This window comes from Frankia sp. CgKIO3 (assembly GCF_977946435.1).
In genome coordinates this window covers 1-21,424 of the sequence record NZ_CDWTMO010000005.1, presented here as the reverse complement: position 1 = coordinate 21,424, position 21,424 = coordinate 1, and the positions used below count along the sequence as shown (strand labels likewise).

16 protein-coding genes and 2 pseudogenes are annotated in these 21,424 nt (G+C 72.6%); 8 read left to right on the top strand and 10 right to left on the bottom strand.

The window, feature by feature from the left end; all coding sequences use genetic code 11:
- Positions 1 to 42: 42 nt before the first annotated feature.
- The 6 genes from AC08OJ_RS01490 to AC08OJ_RS01465 all read right to left on the bottom strand — a co-directional run bounded on the left by AC08OJ_RS01490 (position 43) and on the right by AC08OJ_RS01465 (position 7,130).
- Complete coding sequence (locus AC08OJ_RS01490) at positions 43 to 2,190, bottom strand: 3-hydroxyacyl-CoA dehydrogenase NAD-binding domain-containing protein (protein WP_476594884.1); 2,148 nt, start codon at positions 2,188 to 2,190, stop codon at positions 43 to 45.
- 103 nt (positions 2,191 to 2,293) lie between these two features.
- Entirely contained in the window at positions 2,294 to 3,502 is a 1,209-nt protein-coding gene (locus AC08OJ_RS01485; protein ID WP_476591661.1) for a thiolase family protein, read from the bottom strand.
- Positions 3,503 to 3,750: 248 nt separating this feature from the next.
- Positions 3,751 to 5,091, bottom strand: coding sequence for an HRDC domain-containing protein (locus AC08OJ_RS01480; RefSeq protein ID WP_476594883.1), 1,341 nt, complete (start codon positions 5,089 to 5,091; stop codon positions 3,751 to 3,753).
- Positions 5,092 to 5,154: 63 nt separating this feature from the next.
- Complete coding sequence (locus AC08OJ_RS01475; RefSeq protein WP_476594882.1) at positions 5,155 to 5,925, bottom strand: DUF3000 domain-containing protein; 771 nt, start codon at positions 5,923 to 5,925, stop codon at positions 5,155 to 5,157.
- A gap of 148 nt (positions 5,926 to 6,073) precedes the next feature.
- On the bottom strand, positions 6,074 to 6,325 hold the full coding sequence (locus tag AC08OJ_RS01470) for a hypothetical protein (protein WP_476594881.1): 252 nt from the start codon (positions 6,323 to 6,325) through the stop codon (positions 6,074 to 6,076).
- Between the two features lie 289 nt (positions 6,326 to 6,614).
- Positions 6,615 to 7,130 carry a DUF3817 domain-containing protein gene (locus tag AC08OJ_RS01465; RefSeq protein ID WP_476591657.1) on the bottom strand — a complete coding sequence of 172 codons (516 nt, stop codon included), beginning with the start codon at positions 7,128 to 7,130 and terminating at the stop codon, positions 6,615 to 6,617.
- A 224-nt stretch (positions 7,131 to 7,354) separates the two neighbouring features.
- On the opposite strand from AC08OJ_RS01465, the gene hemE reads away from it, so the two are divergent.
- The 4 genes and pseudogenes from hemE to AC08OJ_RS01445 all read left to right on the top strand — a co-directional run.
- Positions 7,355 to 8,464: a uroporphyrinogen decarboxylase gene (gene hemE / locus AC08OJ_RS01460; RefSeq protein ID WP_476591656.1), complete on the top strand. Its 1,110-nt coding sequence runs from the start codon at positions 7,355 to 7,357 to the stop codon at positions 8,462 to 8,464.
- A gap of 102 nt (positions 8,465 to 8,566) precedes the next feature.
- Positions 8,567 to 9,982, top strand: a complete 1,416-nt coding sequence (hemG, locus tag AC08OJ_RS01455; protein ID WP_476591655.1) for a protoporphyrinogen oxidase — start codon at positions 8,567 to 8,569, stop codon at positions 9,980 to 9,982.
- Positions 9,983 to 10,033: 51 nt separating this feature from the next.
- Entirely contained in the window at positions 10,034 to 10,729 is a 696-nt protein-coding gene (gene hemQ / locus AC08OJ_RS01450; RefSeq protein WP_476591654.1) for a hydrogen peroxide-dependent heme synthase, read from the top strand.
- A gap of 1,245 nt (positions 10,730 to 11,974) precedes the next feature.
- Positions 11,975 to 12,205: pseudogene (locus AC08OJ_RS01445) on the top strand (sugar transferase); the annotation flags it as partial.
- Positions 12,206 to 12,217: 12 nt separating this feature from the next.
- On the opposite strand, the gene cysC reads toward AC08OJ_RS01445, so the two are convergent.
- Positions 12,218 to 14,131: an adenylyl-sulfate kinase gene (gene cysC / locus AC08OJ_RS01440; RefSeq protein WP_476594880.1), complete on the bottom strand. Its 1,914-nt coding sequence runs from the start codon at positions 14,129 to 14,131 to the stop codon at positions 12,218 to 12,220.
- A gap of 35 nt (positions 14,132 to 14,166) precedes the next feature.
- On the opposite strand from cysC, the gene AC08OJ_RS01435 reads away from it, so the two are divergent.
- The 3 genes from AC08OJ_RS01435 (at position 14,167) to AC08OJ_RS01425 (ending at position 17,326) form a co-directional block, all read left to right on the top strand.
- A complete protein-coding gene (locus AC08OJ_RS01435) occupies positions 14,167 to 14,979 on the top strand; it encodes a 3'(2'),5'-bisphosphate nucleotidase CysQ (RefSeq protein WP_476593720.1) in 813 nt (270 codons plus the stop codon).
- Positions 14,980 to 15,167: 188 nt separating this feature from the next.
- Positions 15,168 to 16,082: a sulfate adenylyltransferase subunit CysD gene (cysD, locus tag AC08OJ_RS01430; RefSeq protein WP_476593721.1), complete on the top strand. Its 915-nt coding sequence runs from the start codon at positions 15,168 to 15,170 to the stop codon at positions 16,080 to 16,082.
- Entirely contained in the window at positions 16,082 to 17,326 is a 1,245-nt protein-coding gene (locus tag AC08OJ_RS01425) for a sulfate adenylyltransferase subunit 1 (RefSeq protein WP_476593722.1), read from the top strand. Before cysD ends, AC08OJ_RS01425 begins: the two co-directional genes overlap by 1 nt.
- Positions 17,327 to 17,351: 25 nt before the next feature.
- Here AC08OJ_RS01425 and AC08OJ_RS01420 read toward each other — a convergent pair whose 3' ends face one another.
- The 3 genes from AC08OJ_RS01420 to AC08OJ_RS01410 form a co-directional block, all read right to left on the bottom strand.
- Positions 17,352 to 19,586, bottom strand: a complete 2,235-nt coding sequence (locus tag AC08OJ_RS01420; protein WP_476594879.1) for a hypothetical protein — start codon at positions 19,584 to 19,586, stop codon at positions 17,352 to 17,354.
- A gap of 5 nt (positions 19,587 to 19,591) precedes the next feature.
- Entirely contained in the window at positions 19,592 to 19,888 is a 297-nt protein-coding gene (locus AC08OJ_RS01415) for a hypothetical protein (RefSeq protein WP_476593724.1), read from the bottom strand.
- Between the two features lie 158 nt (positions 19,889 to 20,046).
- The gene (locus AC08OJ_RS01410) at positions 20,047 to 20,850 is read right to left on the bottom strand and encodes a pyrimidine reductase family protein (RefSeq protein WP_476593725.1); all 804 of its coding nucleotides are present in this window, start codon (positions 20,848 to 20,850) and stop codon (positions 20,047 to 20,049) included.
- A gap of 140 nt (positions 20,851 to 20,990) precedes the next feature.
- On the opposite strand from AC08OJ_RS01410, the pseudogene AC08OJ_RS01405 reads away from it, so the two are divergent.
- Positions 20,991 to 21,424: pseudogene (locus AC08OJ_RS01405) on the top strand (cell division protein ZapE); the annotation flags it as partial.

Below are 21,424 nucleotides of genomic sequence, written 5' to 3'. Positions count from 1 at the left end.
GGTGAGACACCCATGTGCTGAGTGCCGGTATTTCGGATTGGGTCAGCGCAGGGTGGCGACGCCTGGCGGGGTGAAGCGTTGCCCGGTGACGGCCTCGCTGATGCCGGTACGGTCCAGGTAGGGCGTGATGCCGCCGAGGTGGAACGGCCAGCCGGCGCCGAGGATCATGCACAGGTCGATGTCGGCGGCCTCCGTGACGATTTTCTCGGTCAGCATCAGGTGGATCTCCTCGGCGAGCGCCCGCAACGCCGCCTCGCGTACCTCGTCCCCGGTCAGCGGGGTGGCGGCCGGGGGCGGCGTGGAGATGAGCGCGGCGGCGTCCGGGTCGACGGTCTGGACGCCGTCCGGGCCCGTGGTGTAGACGCCGCTCCGGCCCGCCTCGACCAGCCGGGCGAGAGCCGCCGGCCGCCGGAACCGGTCCGGGAATGCCGCGTGCAGCGTCTCCGCGACATGCAGGGCGACCGGCGGCCCGACGAGGGCGAGCAGGGTCATCGGGGACATCGGCAGCCCCAGCGGATCGAGGGCGTGGTCGGCCTCCTCGAGCGGCGTACCGCCCTCCGTCGCGCCGAGCACCTCCCCGAGGAACCGGGTCAGCAGCCGGTTGACGACGAACGCCGGGGCATCGGCGACCAGGACCGCGTTCTTCTTCAGGTTCTTCGCCACGGCCAGCGTCGTCGCGATGGTGGCGTCGTCGCTGCGGGCAGCGCGGACCACCTCGACCAGGGGGAGGATCGACACCGGATTGAAGAAGTGCAGCCCGGCGACCCGTTCGGGATGATCGAGCCCAGCGGCCATCTCGGTGACCGACAGCGCCGAGGTGTTCGTCAGGAGCACGGCCGTGGGCGCTACGACGGCTTCGAGCTCCGCGAGCACGGTCCGCTTGACGGCCAGGTCCTCGAAGACCGCCTCGATGACGAGGTCCACGTCCGCGAAGGCGTCCTTGGTCAGGGATCCGGTGACGTTCGCCTTGTAGCGGTTCGCCTGGTCGGGGGTGATGCGGTGGCGCAGCAGGAGGTTGTCGATCTCCTGGTGGACCCCCGCGACCCCGGTGTCGAGCCGGGCCTGGTCGATGTCGGTGAGCACCACCGGCACCTCGAGCCGGTGCGCGAACACGAGGGCGAGCTGGCTTGCCATGAGGCCGGCGCCGACCACCCCGACCTTCGTCACGGGCCGGGCCAGCGCCGGGTCCGGCCCGCCCACCGGCCGCTTCGCCCGCTTCTGCACGAGGTCGAAGGAGTACAGGCTGGCGGCGAGCTCGTCGCTGACGGACAGATCGGCGAGGGCCTCGGTCTCGGCCGCGTACCCGGTGGCGCGGTCGGCGGTCTCGGCGAGCGCGAGGAGGTCCAACGCCCGGTAGGCGGCCGGCGCGGCCCCGTGCAGCTTCGCGTCGGCGAGCGCCCGGCCCCGTGCGATCGCCTCCGCCCAGGCCGCCCCCCGCTCGACCGGCGCGCGGGCGGCCACCGGGTCGACCTCGCCGCGCAGCACCCGGCCCACCCAGCGCAGCGCCTCCGTCAGGAAGTCCGCCGGCTCCAGCAGCACGTCCCCGAGACCCAGCTCGAACGCCTGCCGGCCGCGCAGCATGCGGTTCTGGCTGAGCGCGTTGCCGATGATGACGGACACCGCCTGTTCGGCGCCGATGAGGTTGGGCAGCAGTTGGGTGCCGCCCCAGCCCGGGACGAGGCCGAGGAAGACCTCTGGGAAGGCGAGTGCGGGAATGCCGGCGGACAGCGCCCGGTAGTCGCAGTGCAGGGCCAGCTCCAGCCCGCCGCCCAGCGCCGCTCCGTTGACGAGGGCGAAGGTCGGGACCTTCCGGTCACCCAGGCGACCCTCACCCACCCGGGCGAAGGCCTCGTGCCCGAGGCGGCCGAGCGCCGCGAGCGATGGGCGGATCTGCTCCGGGTCGGTGAGCGACGAGCGGAAGGACAGGTCCGCACCCACGCTGAAGATGAACGGCTTGCCGGTGACGGCGATCGCGGCGACCGGCGGGTCGTGCGCCTCGATCTCGTCGACGGCGGCGAGCAGGGACCGCAGGCCGGCTGGGCCGAAGGTGTTCGGCCGGGTGTGGTCATGACCGTTGTCGAGGGTGATCAGGGCGACGGGCCTGGCCACCCCGGGCAGCCGCGCGTAACGGGCGTGGGCGGCCGTGACGACCTCGTCCGGCAAGGACAGGGTCACCTCGTCGATGGTCATGGATCTCCCCTCGGTTCCGCCGCGGGCCCGGTCGTGTCGGACGGGTCGTCCCGGGTCGGTCGTCGTGCCTGCTCAGTCGTGCCTGCTCAGTCGTCGTGCCTGCTCAGTCGGCCGCGGCGTGGTGCGGGTTCGCCCAGATCGTGGTGGCGCCCATGCCGAGACCCACGCACATCGCCGTCATGCCGTAGCGCACCTCGGGATGCTCGGCGAACTGCCGGGCGAGCTGGGTCATCAGGCGCACCCCGCTGGACGCCAGCGGGTGACCGAACGCGATGGCCCCGCCGTACGGGTTGACCCGGGGATCGTCTTCGGCGATGCCGAAGTGGTCGAGGAAGGCCAGGACCTGCACGGCGAAGGCCTCGTTCAGCTCGAACAGGCCGATGTCGTCGATGGTCAGGCCGGTACGGGCCAGCGCCTTCTCCGTCGACGGGATCGGCCCGACGCCCATCACCTCGGGGGGGACTCCGGCGAACGCGAAACCCACCAGGCTCATCTTCGCCGACAGGCCCAGCTCGGCCGCCACCTCGGCGGCGGCGAGCAGGCAGCCGGTGGCGCCGTCGTTGAGCCCGGCGGAGTTGCCCGCGGTCACCCGCCCGTGCGGCCGGAACGGCGTGCGCAGCCCGGCGAGCCCCGCCTGCGTGGTGTCCGGTCGCGGCGGCTCGTCGGCAGTGACGAACTCCCAGCCCGCCTCGACGTGCCGGGCAGCCACCGGGACGAGGTCGGGCTGGATCTGACCGTTCGCGTACGCCTTGGCGACCTTCTCCTGGGAGGCCAGAGCGAAGGCGTCCGCCCGCGACCTGGTGATCTTGGGGTACCGGTCGTGCAGGTTCTCGGCGGTCGAGCCCATCACCAGCGCGGAGGTGTCCACGAGCCGTTCGGCGACGAACCGGGGGTTGATGTCGGCGCTTTCGCCCATCGGGTGGCGGCCCATGTGTTCCACCCCGCCGGCCATGGCCACGTCGTAGGCGCCGACGGCGATCGACGAGGCCGTCGTGGTCACCGCCGTGACGGCGCCTGCGCACATCCGGTCGATTGCGAAGCCCGGCACCGTTTCCGGCAACCCGGACAGGATGGCGGCGACCCGGCCGATGGTCAGGCCCTGATCGCCGATCTGGGTGGTGGCCGCGATCGCCACCTCGTCGATCCGCTCAGGGGGGAGGGAGGGATTGCGCCGCAGCAGCTCCCGGACCACCCGCACGATCAGATCGTCGGCACGGGTCTCGGCGTAGACGCCCTTGGCCTTCCCGAACGGGGTTCGGACCCCGTCGACGAACACGACGTCGCGTACGAAGTTTCTGGATGATCCGAACACGGGACCTCCCGACCCGCGGCCGCCACCGACCGCTGGTTCGTCGCCGTCGAACGTCGGCTGTTGTCCGGGACCCGGTTCCAGGGCTCGGACAGCCAGCCGGCACCGGCGCGGATACCGCCGGCACGGCTAGCCTACGGCAGCGGTTACCAGCCAGTAGACATCTCGGAGCCATGGATGCCAGGTGCCCGGGGATGCCAATGTCGTGATGCGCCGGTCCGTCCCTGGCCCACGACCCGCAGATCCGGCCGTCAGCCCGCCGGCTCGGCTGTCGGTTCGGCCGGTGCTGTCGGTTCGGTTGGTTCGGTCGGCGGCTCGGCGAGGACGGTGAGCAGGGGAGCGGCCGTCAGCTCGATCTGCCAGGGGCGTGCCCCGCCGGCCCGCAGCGCCCCGGCGACGGTCGTGTCCGTCAGGGGATTCGGCGGGGACCAGGCGAGCCGCCGGGACAACGCGGGCTCGAGGAGGTTTTCCACCGGCATCGTGTGGGCGGCGGCGAGGGCGGCCAGCGCGGCCCGTACCCGGGCCAGCCGCGACGCGGCCACCGGGTCGCGCTCGGCCCAGCGGTTGGGCGGCGGCAGACCGTCGCCGCCCGGTCCGGCCGGGGCGGGCAGCTCTTCCTCGGGCAGCGCGGCGGCGCCACGCAGGGCGTCGAGCCAGACGTTCGCGGTGCGGCGGATCCGTGGTCCGGAGAAGATGGGCAGCCGGACCAGCGCGGCCGCGTCGGTGGGGGCGTTCAGCACGGCGTCCATGATCGCGCTGTCCGGGAGGACGCGACCCGGCGCGACGTCACGGGTACGAGCGAGCCGGTCCCGGGCGGTCCACATCGCCCGGACCGCCGCGAGCTGGCGGCGGGACCGGGCGCGGTGGATCCCGCTCGTCCGGCGCCACGGCTCGGCCCGTGGCTCGCGTGGCGGGGCCGCGACGATCGCGGCGAACTCCTGCCGGGCAAATTTGATCTTGTTTTGTTCGATCAGCTCCGCCTCGAGCGCGTCGCGCAACTCCACCAGCAGCTCGACGTCGAGCGCCGCGTAGCGCAGCCACGGCTCGGGAAGCGGGCGGGTCGACCAGTCCGCGGCCGAATGGCCCTTCTCCAGCCCGTAGCCCAGCACCCGTTCGACCATCATCCCCAGCCCGACCCGTTCGTAGCCCAGCAACCGGCCGGCGAGCTCCGTGTCGAACAGCAGACTCGGCCGCAGACCGAGCTCGGACAGGCACGGAAGGTCCTGGCTGGCGGCGTGCAGCACCCATTCGATCCCGTCCCCCGCGTCCTGGATGACGCTCAGATCCTCGAGCGCGATCGGATCGAGGAGCAGCGAGCCCGTGCCCCGCCGTCGGATCTGGACGAGGTAGGCCCGCTGGCTGTACCGGTAACCGGACGCTCGTTCGGCGTCGAACGCGACTGGCCCGACGCCGGCCGCGAGGCGTTCCGCCGCCGCGGCGAGTTCCGCGGTGTCGACGATGACGGGGGGTACCCCGTCCGCAGGGGTGAGCAGCGGGATGGGCTCATGGGCACCAGTGCTGGACTGTACCTCCACCTCGGCGCTGACACCCCCGCTGACCCGCTGTGTTGATTCAGGAACCGTTGACGTCACGATCAGTGATCGTACGTCTGAATCCTGGCAGAGGTAGCCGTGTCCTACAGTGAATCGCGTTATTTATACGCTTTGTAACGACTCGGTAATGGGAGGTGCGCGCGGTGGAGGGTCGGCCGCGGCGCGCGGCGCGCGGTGGGTGGTGCGGTGCTGTCCGTCCGGCGGGCCGGTGTGACGCGGCCAACCCCGGCGGGTTGGTAGTGTGATGACTCCGGACAGTTGTGGGGGAAGGCCGGCCATGGCCGCGAGCAGGTCGCCGAATGCGAGCAGGTGGGCGGCCGTCGCCGAGGCGCTCCAGGGCGGCTGGCCCTGCGCGCCCGGCCCTGCGGGGCCGAGGTCGGATGCGAGGGTGGTCTCCGCCCAGTCGGGTGACCAGGAGCAGCGCAGCTCCACGGCGAAGCTGTCCCCGTCGGCCGCGAGCACGCCGAAGCGTTGTGACGCGGTGGCCGTGACCGTGCCGCCCAGGGCGCGCACGCCCGCGCCGTGCGCCTCCAACGATTCCCGCAGCCACGACCAGGCGACCTCGGCAAGCAGGGGATCGCCGGCGATCTCCCGGTCGATGCTCGCGCGGGCGTAGCAGACGATGCGGGCCGTGCCCTGCCAGGCCGGCTGTCCCTGAGGATCCATGAGCAGGATGAGCCGGCCGGCCGCGGTGTCGGCCTCGTCCCCGGTCAGCCCACCGGCCAGAGCGAAGGAGAACGGCGCGACCCGGGTGGGCGCCGCCACCTCGTGCACCGCCACCTCCGGGCGCAGCCGCGCGATCCCCGCGCGCAGGGCGTTGGTGACCGCGAGGAAGATCGGAGAGCTCGCCTCGGATGACTGCGCGACCCCCATGACGGCAACGGTAGGACGTCGGTCTTGATCATGCTGGCCGGACGTCGGAGCGTACGGTTAGCGTACGGTTTCGGTCCCGTTGCGTGCGGGCGGGAACCGGTGAGCCGGTGTCCGGAGTACCCCGGCTGAGGGGCGGAACTGTGCAGGCTCACGCCGGGATCCGCGCGGCGGCACGATCGCGGCCGCGGAGATCCCGGACTGCGGGGGTCTCGCGCACGGGCCTCGGTTGGGCCGTCGGCCGCTCCGCGGGGGCCGGCCCGACCAGCACCGCGGCGCCACAGGAGGTGCAGACCCACTCCGGGCAGTCGTCACCGTGCCCGTCGGAGCACGGGGGTTGTTCGAAGATGCGCTCGTCGCCGCATGCGATGCAGACGAGAACGATGTGATCCTCGGCGCTCACCCGGACCTGTTCCACTCGACCACCACTCCCCGCGCACGTCTGCCCGTGATGCGTACCGTTGGATCGTGGTGGGCGCATAATCACGGATCGCGCGCCACTCGCCACGGCCGGCGGGAGGGGGAACGCGGGATGACGCGCACCCTCTACCCCAATTCCGACCGGACTGACGGTGCCACGGGACGGGCGGATGTCCGTGCATTCTCTCCGGCGTGTCGCGTGAGCCCGTCTCGGGGCGGTGCGGGGCGGATCGCCCGGTCTGTGGGGCGGTGGGGCCGGGCCGGCCCTCGGCTCAGCCCGCCTGGCCGGCCGGCTTCGAGGTGGGACGTGCCGGCTCTGCGTCGCCCAGCCGGGCGGCGTCGCCACGCAGCCAGTGCCGCTCGACGAAGAACGGGGCGACGGGCAGCACCGCGGCGATCAGCGCGAGCACGGTCCGCTTACGGCGCCAGCGCCCGACCACCGAGAGGTAGCCGATGAGGGCGCAATAGATGAGGAAGAGCACGCCATGGACCGGGCCGAGGATCCGCACGCCGATCGGGTAGTCGGCACCGTATTTGATCGCAGTCGCGACGAGCAGCAAGAGGAAGGACAACGCCTCGGCGAGCGAGACGACGCGGGCCAGGGCAAGGGGCTGGGAGGCGCCGCTCGGGGCACGACCGGTCATCGGTGACTCCTCGTCGTAGCAGATGGCGTCGTAGGGGATGGCGTCGTAGCGGATGACACCGAGGTGTTCCACTGTCCGGGTGTCCTGGAGTGCCGGGACCCGGGACGCGCCGTGGCATGCCACGGCGACCGCGGGATTCGTCACGTCCGATCGTTCGTCCCCGTCCGCTGGCGCGGCCTCGACGGACGGGAGCGCCCGGCACCGGCCGGATCTGGAAGTTCTTCTACCCAGAGTAGAAGATAGCGGATGTGCAACGTTCCGGTTGGTACTCTCCGGTCCTCGCCGCCGGGAGCCGTCAGGCCCGTGCGGTGGCCCATCCCGCTATGGCCGTACTCCCACACATCTCACGGGCGTGCAACGATCGACCCATGCCTGTCCTCCACGTCGACGCGGGACCCGGATCCGGGCCGGGCGGCGTCTCGCCCCCGCCGACCGGTGCCGCGCTCGCCCGGCGGCTCGGCCTGGCCGACACCGCGCCCTTCCTGCGGGCCTGTCGACGGGAGCCCCCCGGGACCACGCCGGTGTGGTTCATGCGTCAGGCCGGGCGGGTCCTGCCCGAGTACCGGGCCCTGCGCGCGGGAGTCGCCATGCTCGACTCCTGCCGGGAGGCCGAGATGATCACTGAGATCACGCTCCAGCCGGTACGCCGGTTCCGGCCGGACGCGGCGATCTTCTTCTCCGACATCGTGGTGCCCCTGGTCGCGATCGGCCTCGACATCGACATCGTCGCCGGGATCGGACCGGTGGTGGCCGAGCCCGTGCGGGACGCCGTCGGGCTCGCCGCGTTGCGCGTACTGGAGCCGGACGACGTTCCCTACGTGGCCGACGCGGTCCGGCTACTGCTGGCCGAGCTGGGTTCAACCCCGCTGATCGGGTTCGCCGGGGCGCCGTTCACCCTCGCGAGCTACCTCATCGAGGGCGGGCCGAGTCGCGACCACGCCCGCACCAAGGCGTTGATGTACAGCGAACCGAAGCTCTGGCACGACCTGCTGGCCCGGCTCGCCGACATTACCACCGCCTTCCTGCGGGTCCAGGTGGATGCCGGTGTCGACGCGCTGCAGCTGTTCGACTCCTGGGCCGGGGCGCTGGACGAGGCGGACTACCGTCGCTACGTCGCGCCGCACAGCGCTCGGGTGCTGGCCGCCTTCGCCGGTGAGGTGCCGCGCATCCACTTTGGTGTGAACACCGGTGAGCTGCTCGCCGCGATGGGCCAGGCGGGTGCGGACGTCGTCGGGGTCGACTGGCGGGTTCCTCTCGACGAGGCCGCTCGGCGGATCGGGCCCGGTCACGCCGTGCAGGGAAACCTCGACCCGACCGCGGTCTTCGCCCCCGAAGCGGTGCTCGCCGCCAAGGTGCGTGACGTCTGCGCCCGCGGGGCCAAGGCGGAGGGGCACGTGTTCAACCTCGGCCACGGGGTGCTGCCGCAGACCGATCCGGGCATGCTTGCACACGTCGTTGACCTCGTCCACGGCAGGTGAGTCCACGGCAGGTGATCCGCCCTCATCGGACCGGTTCACTGGAACCGGCTCGATGGTGAAAACTGGCGGGCGGCACCACTCAACGTGAAGGGCGGCAGGAACGTGCGGGTTGTGATCGTCGGTGGGGGTATCGCCGGGCTCTCGGCCGCCCGCGCCCTGGCCGGGCACGCCGAAGTGACCGTCCTCGATGCGGCGGACCGGGTCGGTGGCAAGCTGCGTACCACCCCGATCGAGGGTCTGGACGTCGAAGAGGGCGCGGAGTCCTTCCTCGCCCGGGTTCCCGACGGACTCCGCCTGGCCCGGCAGATCGGGCTCGGGCACGACATCGTGCATCCGGCCACGACGTCGGCGTCACTGTGGATCCGCGGCCGGCTGCGTCCCATCCCCCCGAACACTCTGCTCGGAGTGCCGACCGACGTCCTCGGCCTGGTCCGCTCGCGGGTGCTGTCCCCGTGGGGGCTGGTGCGGGCCGCCGCCGACCTGGTGCTGCCGCGGACGCGTTTCGCCGACGATCCGACCGTCGGCCGCTACGTCGGCACGCGGGTCGGGCGCGAAGTCGTCGACCTGCTGGTGGATCCGCTGCTCGGGGGGGTGTATGCGGGCCGGGCCGACGCGCTGTCGCTGCGGACTACCGTGCCCCAGCTCGTCCCCATCTTCGCCGAGGATCGCTCGCTGCTCCTCGGCGCGCACCGGGTGCGGGCCCGTACCGGACCCGCGACGACGACCTCGACGGCACCGCTGTTCGCCACGCTTCGGGGGGGCCTGGGCTCCTTCGCGGCGCGGGTGGCGGCGCAGTCCGGCGCCACCGTGCACACCGGGGTGCTCGTCCGCTCGATCGCGAAGACCGCGGGCGGCTGGCAGGTCAACTGTGACCGGGTGGGCGGCGCGGACGCCCTCGGGCCGTTCCAGGCCGACGCCGTGATCCTCGCGGTGCCCGCCGGGGTGGCCCGCGCCCTGCTGGCGCCGCTGGCCCCGCATGCCTCCGCCCCGCTTGCCGGCGTGCCCTACGCCTCGGTTGGCCTGGTGACGCTGGTCTACCGGGATGCCGCGCCGCCACCCGGCAGCGGATTCCTCGTGCCCGCCCGGGCGGGCACCGCGGTGAAGGCGGCCACCTTCCTGTCCGCCAAGTGGCCGCACCTGGGCTCCGACCGGCTCACGGTGGTGCGGGCGAGCATCGGCCGCGCCGGTGCCGAACAGGACCTGCAGCGTGGGGACGTGGAGCTCGCCGGGGTGGCGGCGGCGGAGATCGCGCAGATCACCGGTCTGTCCGGTCGGCCGGTCGCGACCCGGGTGAGTCGCTGGGGCGGGGCACTCCCGCAGTACCTGCCGGGTCATCTCAACCGGATCGCCGCGGTGCGCCGGGGGCTTCCAGCGGGGATCGTCCTGGCCGGCGCGGGATACGACGGTGTAGGCATCCCGGCCTGTATCCGGTCGGGGGAGACCGCCGCGCACGCGGTGCTGAGGGCTACCCGGACGGCGCAAGGCAGTCCGGCCGATCCGGTGGGCCCGGGAATCTGATTACGTGCACCGGCCCGGACCGCGTCCGGCCGCCGGTGAAGGAGGATGGGAATGTCGGAGTCCACGAAATCGGCCCGCGAACTCAACGCGGAGCTGCTCTACACGGGATGGTCGGTCTTCGCGGCCGACCGTCCGCTGCCCGCCGAGCGGACCCCGCTGATCGACCAGGCGACCGCCTTGCTCGACGGGGCGCTGGCCAAGGACGTCTACACCCGCGGTGTCTACGAGATCTCGGGCTACCGGGCCGACGCGGACCTGATGGTCTGGTGGACGAGCCCGGACCCGGACCTGCTGCAGGAGACCTACCAGCGGTTCCGGCGGACGGCCCTGGGCGGGCACCTGCGTCCGGTGTGGTCGGCGGTCGGCCTGCACCGGCCGGCGGAGTTCAACCAGAACCACATCCCCGCCTTCGTCCGGCGGGAGGACCCCCGCGGTTATCTCTGCGTCTACCCGTTCAACCGCTCGCTGGAGTGGTACCTGCTGCCGGACTATGAACGGCGCGGGATGCTCGCCGAGCACGGGATCATGGGCCGGGAGTACGAGGACGTCCGGGCCAACACGGTGGCTTCGTTTGGACTGGGCGACTATGAGTGGCTGCTCGCCTTCGAAGCGGATGAGCTGCACCGGATCGTCGACTGCATCCGACACCTTCGGGCCAGCGCGGCGCGACGGCACACCAGGCTGGAGACGCCGTTCTACACCGGTGCCCGCAAGCCGCTGGCGGACGTCGTCACCGCCCTGCCCTGAGGCGGGTGGCTGCCGGGTAGACCGGCGGAGGACCGGGACCGGCGGAGGACCGGGACGGCAGCCGGCGCCTGCCTGGGCGCCCCCACCCGTCCGGCAGGCGCCGACCGTCCCGTGACTGTGCTCACCGGCCTCACCCGGGCGGCATCACTCCAGGTGACATCAATCCCGACGTGACATCACCCCGGCGATGTCACCCCGGCGATATCACGTCGGCGATATCACGTCGGCGACGTCGCACGGGGCGCGCAGGATCGCACAGCCCCACCTCTCCCGGCGCCCGCGGGGGCGGGCAGCCGACGGATCCCGAGCCGAGACCCGCGATCAATAACGCAGAGTAGCATTATCGCCGCTGTTTGTGTGCGCAGCGTAGGCGTCAGGCGTCCGTGGGTCGATGGTGCCTGTCATGCCCGCGTCGGCGGGCGGACTCGGAAGGTTTGTCGACTCGGAAGGTTCGTCATGGCGGTCGCTGGTCGACGACCGCATCTCTGTTACTGTAAGTTGCCATAAACGCACGGATCACGCCATGGCCACGGTCGGCGGTCGGGGCGTTACGCCGCCATCGCCGGGCCGGGCCGCTGGTAGATCATCTCGGCGTAACCGGTAACGTTGCCCCCGTGACCACGGAGCGCCACCCGTGTCGGCGTCCGGTATTCCAGTTCGCTCCGGTGTGCCGACACACCCCAGTGGGACCTGGATGATGCGCGCGTTCGGCTCATCGTTCGGGGTGGCCCACAGTCAGTGGCGGGGGAAGATCGCTGGAGGTCCGGTCGATGCACCACCGAGGGATGAATTCGTGGCTGTCTGAGCGAGGGGCGCCGCGGGCCGCCGAACGGGGAGGACGATGACACCTCCGGGCCCGTTCGGATCCTGGCTCGGGCTCGGGCACGTGCCGGCGCCACTGGGCCAGTCCGTTCGGCCGGGTCCGGTCGGTGTTGTTGACGCGCGCCGTCGCGGTGCTGGGGGGGGACCACGAGTGACGGAGACGGTGCCCGGCGACACGCGCGCGACCGCTGGGTCGAACTTCGTTCCGCGCGCCCGCGGCGGGCAGGGGATGCCGTCCCCGCCGGCGCGCCCGGCGGGGACGGCCGGCCGTCCCGTCGGCGCACCGCCGAGCCGCCCGGCTACCGGGCCCGGCGGGCGGCACAGCGCGGGGCGGGTGAGCCCAGCCGCCGTCGAGACGGGCGGCTACCGCGCTCAGGTGACCTGGGAACGGCGTTACGTCCGGCTCCTCGTCCTGCTTCGACGCGGCCGCCGCTGCCGTCGGAGGTCGCCCGCTATGAGGACGACGTGCACCGCCGGCTGATGGTGAAGCCGGGGCTGACCGGCCTGTGGCAGATCAGCGGCCGGTCGGACCTCGAATGGGACGAGTCGGTCCGTCTCGACCTGCGCTACGTCGAGAACTGGTCACTGGCGATGGACTTCGTCATCCTCTGGCGCACCGTGTTCGCCGTGCTGCGCCGCGAGGGAGCGTATTAGGGGCCCGCATGGCTAGCTGGCCAGCCAGCCGGCGTGGCGTAGGTGGTCGATGATCCGGTCCACGGCGTCCTCGGCGGAGAGCTCCGCGGTGTTCACCGTGACGTCGGCGTCGGTCGGCATCTCGTACGGATCGGACACGCCGGTGAAGGCGGGCAGGACGCCTGCGCGCGCCTTGGCATAGAGCCCCTTACGGTCCCGCGCCTCGCACACCTCCAGCGGTGTGGACACGTGTACCAGCACGAATCCGCCGCCTGCGGCCCGGACCATCTCCCGGACCTGGGCGCGCACGTCGGCGTACGGCGCGATCGGCGCGCACACCGCGGTGCCTCCGGCTCCCGCGACCTGGGCCGCGACGAAGCCGATCCGTCGGACGTTGATGTCGCGGTCGGCGCGGGAGAATCCCAGTCCCTGGGACAGCTGGGCCCGCACGACGTCCCCGTCGAGCAAAGTGAGCCGGCGTCCGCCGTATTCCAGTAGTCGGCAGACGAGCAGGCCGGCCAGCGTCGACTTCCCGGAGCCGGACAGCCCGGTGAGAAACACGGCCAGGCCCCGCTTCGAACGTGGTGGGATGGCGCGGGAGAGCTCCGCGGCCACCGTCGGCGGGGTCAGTTCGGCCGGTATCGGGTTGCCGGCGTCGAGCAGCGAGGCCAGCTCCGCCCGCCCGGGTGCGCCGATCGCCGGCCCGATGAGGCTGCCGGTCAGGCCGTAGAAGCTGGCCAGATGCGCCCGCTGGGCGGCGAGTTTCGCCAGTTCGTCGGCGGAGCTCGCCGCCGTCTCCACGCCTGTCCAGGCCGCGCCCGCCGCCGCCCACGCGATGTCCGCCAGGTCCGTGGGTGCCGGGGGGGCGGGCGTCACGGCCGTGGCCGGGCCCGGTACCCCCGCCGCCGCGCCGCTCGGTTTCGCGGATGTTTTCAGGACCGTCGCGCTCATGCCCGGCTCGCGGGGGGTGGCCAGCGCCTCCGACGGGATGACCGGAACGAGGACCAGCAGGCTGCGGTGCTCCGGCGTTCCCGCCTCGCCGGCTTTCGGCCGCCGGTAGGGGTCCGGCGGCGGTTCCGACCGCCGGCCGGCAATACCCGGCGGGCTGATCGCGTCGGCGGCGAGCGCCTCCGAGGAGAGCGTCGCCTCGGCGGCCCGCAACGGGGCGTCGACTGCCTTGAGGGCGGCGAGCAGGCAACGGACCCGCAGGTGATGCCCAGCGTCCGCGGGATCGGCGCCACCCACCGGGGCGAGGACGACGCACCGTTTGTCCTGCCGGGTCAGCGCCCGGATCCGGCCCACGTCCGCCGTGTGGAGCAGGCCGTCCGCCCACACCGCCCAGCACGCGCCGGAATCCGCCTCGAGGCTGATCCAGCCTCGGGCGAGCAGCTCGGCCCGGACCTGGGCCGGGGTGAGCCGCAGGCCGGGATGATCGGGGTGGTGGGGCAGCCGGATGCCCTCGACCGTGCCGACCAGCCGGACCCGGGGCCCGTCCGGACCCCCCGGCTGGTCCGGCAGGGGAATGGTCGTTCGGAGGTGCAGCGCCGCGATCATCACTCCCTCGGTGTCCCGCAGGGCCGCCGTGGAGCTCGGTGTCAGTGCGCCGGCCTCGGCCGCGCCGACGATGAGGGTCGGCACCGGCACGCCATTGATCTCGGGATCCTCGGGATAACCAGGTTCCGACCCGAAAGCACCGAGCAGCAGCAGTTCCAGCTCGGCGAGCTGGGCCGGGCGCAGGGTCAGCGACGGCCAAGCGACCGACGCGGCCGTCAGCTCCGCGACCCGGGCCGGTGTCGCCAGGACGGGGGTTGGTCCGGACCCGCCGGTCACACCGGACCCACCGGTCACACCGGACCCGCCGGACCCGCCGGTCACACTGGCGGCACCGTTGGCACCGGACTTGGGGTGGTGATCAGGACCGGGGGCGGGATGGGAGGTGGTACTCACACTTGCGACGGTAGCTGGTGACAGACTCCGTCCCAATGAACACCGATGACACCCGCCCGCCGTCCACCGTGCCGGTCGACATCGCGACCGACGAACTCGACGACGACGTCCTGGCCCGACGGCTGGCCACGGACGCCGGCAAACTGCTGTTGCGGATCAGGGAGGAGGTCGGGTTCGCCGAACCCGCGACCCTGCGTGACGCCGGGGACGCGCGTTCGCATCAGCTCCTGGCCCGGGCGTTGGCGCGGCACCGCCCGCAGGACGCTGTGCTGTCCGAGGAGGGCGTCGACGACGTCGCGCGGCTGTCCGCGGAGCGGGTCTGGATCGTCGACCCCCTGGACGGCACCCGCGAGTTCGCCGAACCCGGCAGGTCGGACTGGGCGGTGCATGTCGCGCTCTGGCAGGCCGGCGAGCTCGTCTCGGGCGCGGTGGCGCTGCCGGCGCTCGGGTTGACGCTGTCCAGCGCGGGCGGGCTGCCGCCGCGGCCGGCCGAGGCGCGTCCGCCACGGATCGTGGTCAGCCGGACCCGGGCTCCACAGCTGGTCACGGAGGTCGCGGAGGCACTAGGCGCCACCATCGTCCCGATGGGTTCGGCTGGTGCGAAGGCCGCCGCCGTCATCCGCGGGGAGGCCGAGATCTACCTGCACGCCGGCGGCCAGTACGAGTGGGACTCCGCCGCCCCGGTGGCGGTCGCGCGGTCGGCGGGGCTGCACACCAGCCGGCTGGACGGCTCGCCGCTGCGGTACAATCAGCCCGACCCGCTGCTGCCCGACCTGGTCATCTGTGCTGCGAGCTGGGCATCGGAGGTTCTCCGGGCGATCGGCGCCGCGGGGGGCTCCGGCGGTTGAGGCGCATGCCCTCGGAGTGGTTGCGGAGTGGTTTCAGAGGGTAGCGATTGTTGATCCATGGTTGTTCTGGATGACGTCGGTCGTGGTTGTGGGTCCACCGTGAGGGGCGTAATGTCGCCGAAACCGCCGACACGGCCGCCGTGTCCGCTACTTTGGTGGGACACATCGCCTCGACGGGGGGGTTTCGCGTGCCGGTGATGGGTTACGAGCTCACCCAGCTGCAGATGCTTGAGGCCGAGGCCATCCACATCTTCCGCGAGGTGGCCGCGGAGTTCGAGCGTCCCGCCCTGCTGCTCAGCGGCGGGAAGGACTCGATCGTCATGCTCCGGGTCGCGCAGAAGGCCTTCTGGCCCGCGAAGCTGCCCTTCCCCCTGCTGCACATCGACACCGGGCACAACTTCGACGAGGTCCTCGAGTTTCGGGACAGGCGGGCGGCGGAGCTCGCCGCCCGCCTGGTGGTCGGTTCCGTCCAGGCCGCCATCGACGCGGGCGTGCTGACCGAAGACACCCGTCCGGGGGCCTCGCGTAACCAGCTGCAGACACCGGTGCTGCTCGACGCCATCGCCGACAACAAGTTCGACGCGATGTTCGGCGGCGCGCGCCGGGACGAGGAGAAGGCGCGGGCCAAGGAACGGGTCTACTCCTTCCGGGACGAGTTCGGCCAGTGGGACCCCAAGAACCAGCGCCCTGAGCTGTGGTCGCTCTACAACGGCCGGCACCGCCCCGGTGAGCACATCCGGGTGTTCCCGCTGTCGAACTGGACCGAGCTCGACATCTGGCGGTACATCGCCCAGGAGCGGCTGGAGATCCCCTCCATCTACTACGCGCATCGCCGGGACGTGTTCGAGCGCGACGGCATGCTGCTGGCGGTCACGCCGCTGACCCGGCCCCTGGCTGGTGAGACGGCGGCGCCCCGGCAGGTGCGCTATCGCACGGTGGGCGACATCACCTGCACCGGAGCGGTCGAGTCAACCGCGGCGACCGTCGAGGAGGTCATCGCCGAGGTGGCCGCCACCCGGCTCACCGAACGCGGCGCGACCCGGGCTGACGACCGGGTCAGTGAGGCGGCGATGGAGGACCGTAAGCGGGAGGGGTACTTCTGATGGCCGAGCTGCTGCGGGTCGCGACGGCGGGGTCCGTCGACGACGGGAAGTCGACCCTGATCGGGCGGCTCCTCTACGACACGAAGTCGCTGTTCTCCGACCAGCTCGCCGCGGTCGAGCGCACCAGCCGGGAGCGCGGCGACAGCTACGTCGACCTCGCGCTGCTCACCGATGGTCTGCGGGCCGAGCGGGAGCAGGGCATCACGATCGACGTCGCGTATCGTTACTTCGCCACGCCCCGGCGGTCGTTAATCCTCGCCGACACCCCCGGGCACGTGCAGTACACCCGCAACATGGTCACCGGCGCGTCCACCGCCGACCTCGCGCTGCTGCTCGTCGACGCGCGCAAGGGGGTCGTCGAGCAGACCCGCCGGCACGCCTTCCTGACGTCCCTCCTGCGCGTGCCCCATCTGGTGCTCTGCGTGAACAAGATGGACCTCGTCGACTTCGACCGGGACGTCTTCGAGAAGATCAAGGAGGAGTTCCGGCGCTTCGCGGCGAAACTAGAGATCGTCGACGTCACGACGATCCCGATCTCCGCGCTGGGCGGGGACAACGTGGTCTCCCGGTCGCCAAGCACTCCCTGGTACGAGGGCAGCTCGCTGCTGCACCACCTGGAGGAGCTCCACATCGCCTCCGACCGCAACCTCATCGATGTGCGTTTCCCGGTGCAGTGGGTGGTCCGGCCGCGGAACGACGACCTGCACGACTACCGCGGGTACGCCGGTCAGGTTGCCGGCGGGGTGCTCAAGCCCGGCGACGAGGTCGTCGTCCTGCCCTCCGGGCTGACCACGCGGATCGCCGGCATCGACACGTTCGACGGCCCGGTCGACGAGGCGTTCCCGCCGATGTCGGTGACCATCCGGCTCGAGGACGATCTGGACGTCTCCCGGGGAGACACGATCGCCCGGCCGATGAACCAGCCGGCCGTCGGCCAGGACCTCAACCTGATGGTCTCCTGGATGGTCGACGCCCCGCTGCGCCGCCGGGCCCGGATCGGGATCAAGCACACCACCCGTTCGGTACGGGCGATGGTCACCGACATCTGTTACCGCGTCGACATCGACACCCTGCACCGCGACGAGACCGTCGAGACGCTGGGTCTGAACGACATCGGCCGGATCGCCCTGCGGACGACGTCCCCGCTGTGCTACGACCTGTACCGCCGCAACCGGAACACCGGCAGCGTGCTGCTCATCGACGAGTCGACCGGGACCACTCTCGGCGCCGGGATGATCATCTAGCCGGTGGTGACGGGGAGAACCGGGGTCAGCCCGGCCGCCGCCCCCAGTCCGGTGGCAGGGAGGATCCGTGGCTGCCGGCCCGGCCGTCGAGGAACGAGATGCGGTCGTTGTTCGCGACCATCGCCGGGCTCGCGAGCCAGGCGGCATAGGCACGCCGCTGGGTCGGCGTCATCCGCGCGGACGGACGTGGATTCCCCGAGGCGTCGAGGAAGTTCTCCGCCGGCGAGGTGATGAACCCGTCGGCCCTCGGATCGCCGATGTAGACGCGGCACGGCCCGCCGGCGGGGGTCACCGCGATCGGCCGGAGCGGGTCACGATCCCGGCGGGCCCAGAGCCGGCGGGCGCTGGTCTCGTAGGCCGCTGCCCAGCCGGGCAGGACCCGGGAGGCGTCCCGCAGGTCCGCGACGACCTGGGCGGGGCGGGTGGTCGGCAGGTCGCTGTGCCGTGCCCGGATCCAGGCCTCGATCATCTCCACGGTGACCCCGACGCCCAGATGGACGAAGGTGCCCGCTGGACTCGTCGGATCGATGGACTTGCCCACCTCCCCGAGCACGTCGAGCAGCACCGCCTGCTGCCGGCGGTGGGCGCCGACCGCGTCGGCGTGCTCGCGCAGCATCGCCTCGGTCGCATCGGCGAGGGCGCCGGCGAAGAACGCCTGCGCGTGCTCGACCCGCAGGTAGCCCAATGCCAGGGGGCTCGACGGATACCCGCCGGGGGCCGTTCTCCAGCCCTGGGCCGAGGCGGCCACCTGGTCCTCGAGACGAAGACCGTAGGTCGCGACGTCCTGGGCGAGCAGACCGGCCAGCGCCCCGCCGCGCAGGCCCTCCCGCAGCAGTGACTCCCACGCCTCGATCGGGATCAGCTTGACCAGGGCGGACTGCTCCGCCGCGGCCCCGGCCCGCGGGTCCACCGTGGGACCGGGGACCACGGCGGTGACGGCGTCGTAGAGCTCGTCCCGATAGGTCCGTAGCGCCGGGACGAGGGCCGCCCGCAGCCGGAGGAGCAACGGCCGATCACCGGTCGCCTGCACGGCCAGGGCTAGCCGGGAGACGAACGAGGCCGAGGCCCGCGGATCGGCACGGCGGCTCTCCTGGCTTCCCGCCGCGGCCACCAGCCGGATCCAGGCATCTTCCAGGGATCGGGCCGTCGCGAGATCCACCGGCAGCGGAAGGGCGAGCACGGCCGCGCCGCGCAGGATGGTGTCGATGTGGTCCGCCGCGAACCGGGCGGCCAGCGCCGGGGCCGCGGCGATGGCGTCCAGCAGCACCCCCTGGTAGTCGGTGACGGTCGGTCGGCCCCGGCTCGTGAGCCCGGCTGCGGCGGGGGCGAGCAGGCCGACGTCGTGCGGCGCCGACGGGGCGGCCGCGGCGTCACCCGGCCCGCTACCCGGTCGGTCACCCGACCCGAAGGCCATCCGGCCCAGCAGCACGCTGTCGAGGCGGGCCGAGGCGAGCAGGGGGGTCAGCAGGACCGTCTCGGCCGTGTCGGTCCTCCCGGCGGTGTTGAACCGGCCGAGCCAGGCGGCGTCGAGAGTTCGCCGGTGGCTGTAGGAGGCCAGGGTGGCGCCGAGGATCCGTTCCGCCTCCCGCCGGTCGAAGCCGAGCGGTTCGGGTGGACGGTGGACCATCGGCCCCCGCGACAGTCCCTCCACCCGGTAGAGCAGCCGCGCGAGCCCGTCGGGTCCCAGCGCGTCGTGAAAGCCCAGGACGAAGTCCGGATCGTTCATCCGGGACCGCAGCACGGTCAGCGCGTCACGCGGGGTGACCATGCCCGAGTTGTTTCCACCCGTTCCACCCATTCTGCCCGTTCTGCCCAGCCCTGATCCGCCTCTGCCCGTTCCGCCCCGGCCTGATCCGTGCCGACTCGGCCCGTCCCCCCGCAGCGAGTGCGCCAACGCCCGTCCGGCGGCCACGGCCTGCTCGAAGGTGCGGAGCGCCTCGGAGGTACCGGGAATGCCCGGCGCCTCGCGGGGCACCGGCTGCCGAATCGGGGCGGACGTCGGCCTGATCGTGATGCCGATCCCGTCGTCGACGCCCTCGGCGAGGCGCAGCCGGCGCCGCAGCATGGTGACCTCGGCCTCGACTTCGTCCTCCAGCGCGCCGAGCCGTTCCGCCGGGTCGAGCGGCAGCCCGGCATCCGCCAACGCCGCGGCGAGGGCGCGGGACCAGGAGCGCAGCAGCTCCCCGGCCTCGGTCACGCTGGACACCAGAACACGCATCCGATCGGGGTCGACGAGCACCCGGTCGCTTGGTCCGGGCATGCGCGTCAGCTGACCTTCCGCGGCCCGCCGGGGCCCGCCGATCGGACGGGGGACACCGGCCCGCCGGGGCCTGCCGCAACGAACGCTGTCTCGCGGGCCTGCACGCACCGATCGAGGGCCATGGCCGCCTCCGCCGCGAGCCGCCGCATCCGGCGCTGCCAGATCTCGGCCTGACGACCCTCCCAGGCCTCGGCGCCGACCGCCGAGATCCGCTCCAGCGCGGCGGCCACGTCCAGCCGGGCACGCCGGGCCTGGGCCAGGGCGACGGCCACCGTCGCGCGACGTCCCTCGGGCACCGTCATGCGCACACCACCCAGATCGTGATCAGGTTCACCGGTGGCGACGCTAACAGCGGCCCGCCCGCCCGCGCCCGCGCGGCGACGCGACTGTGGATGACGCAGGTGCCGGTCCGGCCGCCTGTGGATGACGCCGGTGCCGGGCCAGCGCCGGTAACGCCGGTTCAGCGCCGGTAACGCAGGAACAGGACGTCGTCCTCGGTGAGGATCTGGGTCAGGGTGAGCGCGGCCGGTGCCGGCCACGGCTCGCCTTTCATGATCCCGAGCCGGCCCGGCCCGGCCAGTACCGGGGTGATCGTCAGGCACAGCTCGTCGAGGAGGCCCGCCGCGGCGAGCTGGGAGTGCAGCAGCGGACCGCCCTCGGTGAGGATGCGGGTCATTCCCCGTTCCGCCAGGGCCCGGACGGCGAGGTCGGGTTCGACGGCGCTGCCGCCGCAGATCGCGATGTCGGCGACCGCAGCCAGCCGCCGACGCCGGTCGAGGGGTGCGGTCTCGCAGGTCAGTAGCACCGGTCGGATCCCCCCGCTGAACAGCCGGGCACCCGGGTCGAAGCCCGCCGTCGCGGTCACGACCGCGATCGGGGGCACCGCCGCGAGCCCCGCGGCGACGCGCCGCTCCCGCCGTTCGGGCGGGATGACCACCGGCCCGTAGTTCTCCGTCCGGGCGGTGCCGGCACCGACCAGCACCACGTCGCTGAGCCAGCGCAGCAACCGGAAGACCCGCAGGTCGGCCTCCCCGCCCAGGGGGCCCGAGCGGCCGCCCACCTCGGCGGCCCCATCGACCGAGGCCACGAAGTTCGCCCGGATGTAGGGGGTGTGCGCGGCGGACGAGGGGTAGGCGTACGCCTCGTCGAGATCGATGTCCTCGATGTCCTCGACGGCATCCTCGGCCTCCTCGGCCTTCCTCGCGAGCCCGGCGGCCCCCGCGGAACCGGCGAACGGGGGTGGAACCGGGAAGATGCGCCGCACCGGGCCGACTGTAACGGGCGACGGTGCTGGTCATCCGATCGGCGGCGAACCCAGGTCGGCGGCGAACCCATGCGTTGTGACGTCGGCCGCGATACCGCCGGCCGGGGCGACGGGTACGGGCGTCTCCGTACGCTGGGCGGGTGGCGCAGCGTCTCGTCGATCGCCGGCCGATTGTGCCACCCGGGGACCTGGTCGCGGCGCTTGTCCCGCCGCCCCGGTTCGACGTGGTCCGGTTCGCCGGCTACCTGCCCGATCCGGCCGAGCCGAGCCAGGCCGCCGCGGTCATGGCGCTGTCCGCCTTCGCCGACCGGTTGACCGCCTCCTCCGGGCGGTCCCGCCGTTCAGATCGTTCCAGCCGTTCCGGGCATGCGGGCCGTTCCGAACTTGTAGCCCGTTCCGGGCATGCGGGCCGTTCCGGGAAGGGCGGCCTGTTCGGGCTCCTGACCCGGGGGGCGGGGGCGCCGGGCCCGTCCGGAATGCGGCCGGGGGTGTACCTCGACGGCGGCTTCGGTGTCGGCAAGACCCACCTGCTCGCCTCGCTGTGGCACGCCGTGCCCGGCCCGAAGGCGTACGT

Excerpts from the sequence above, each read along its gene's own strand:
- AC08OJ_RS01490 (WP_476594884.1), bottom strand. The coding sequence starts at position 2,190 with ATGACCATCGACGAGGTGACCCTGTCCTTGCCGGACGAGGTCGTCACG.
- AC08OJ_RS01475 (WP_476594882.1), bottom strand. The coding sequence starts at position 5,925 with ATGGGGGTCGCGCAGTCATCCGAGGCGAGCTCTCCGATCTTCCTCGCG.
- hemE (WP_476591656.1), top strand. The coding sequence starts at position 7,355 with ATGCCTGTCCTCCACGTCGACGCGGGACCCGGATCCGGGCCGGGCGGC.
- hemQ (WP_476591654.1), top strand. The coding sequence starts at position 10,034 with ATGTCGGAGTCCACGAAATCGGCCCGCGAACTCAACGCGGAGCTGCTC.
- AC08OJ_RS01435 (WP_476593720.1), top strand. The coding sequence starts at position 14,167 with ATGAACACCGATGACACCCGCCCGCCGTCCACCGTGCCGGTCGACATC.
- AC08OJ_RS01425 (WP_476593722.1), top strand. The coding sequence starts at position 16,082 with ATGGCCGAGCTGCTGCGGGTCGCGACGGCGGGGTCCGTCGACGACGGG.
- AC08OJ_RS01420 (WP_476594879.1), bottom strand. The coding sequence starts at position 19,586 with ATGCCCGGACCAAGCGACCGGGTGCTCGTCGACCCCGATCGGATGCGT.
- AC08OJ_RS01415 (WP_476593724.1), bottom strand. The coding sequence starts at position 19,888 with ATGACGGTGCCCGAGGGACGTCGCGCGACGGTGGCCGTCGCCCTGGCC.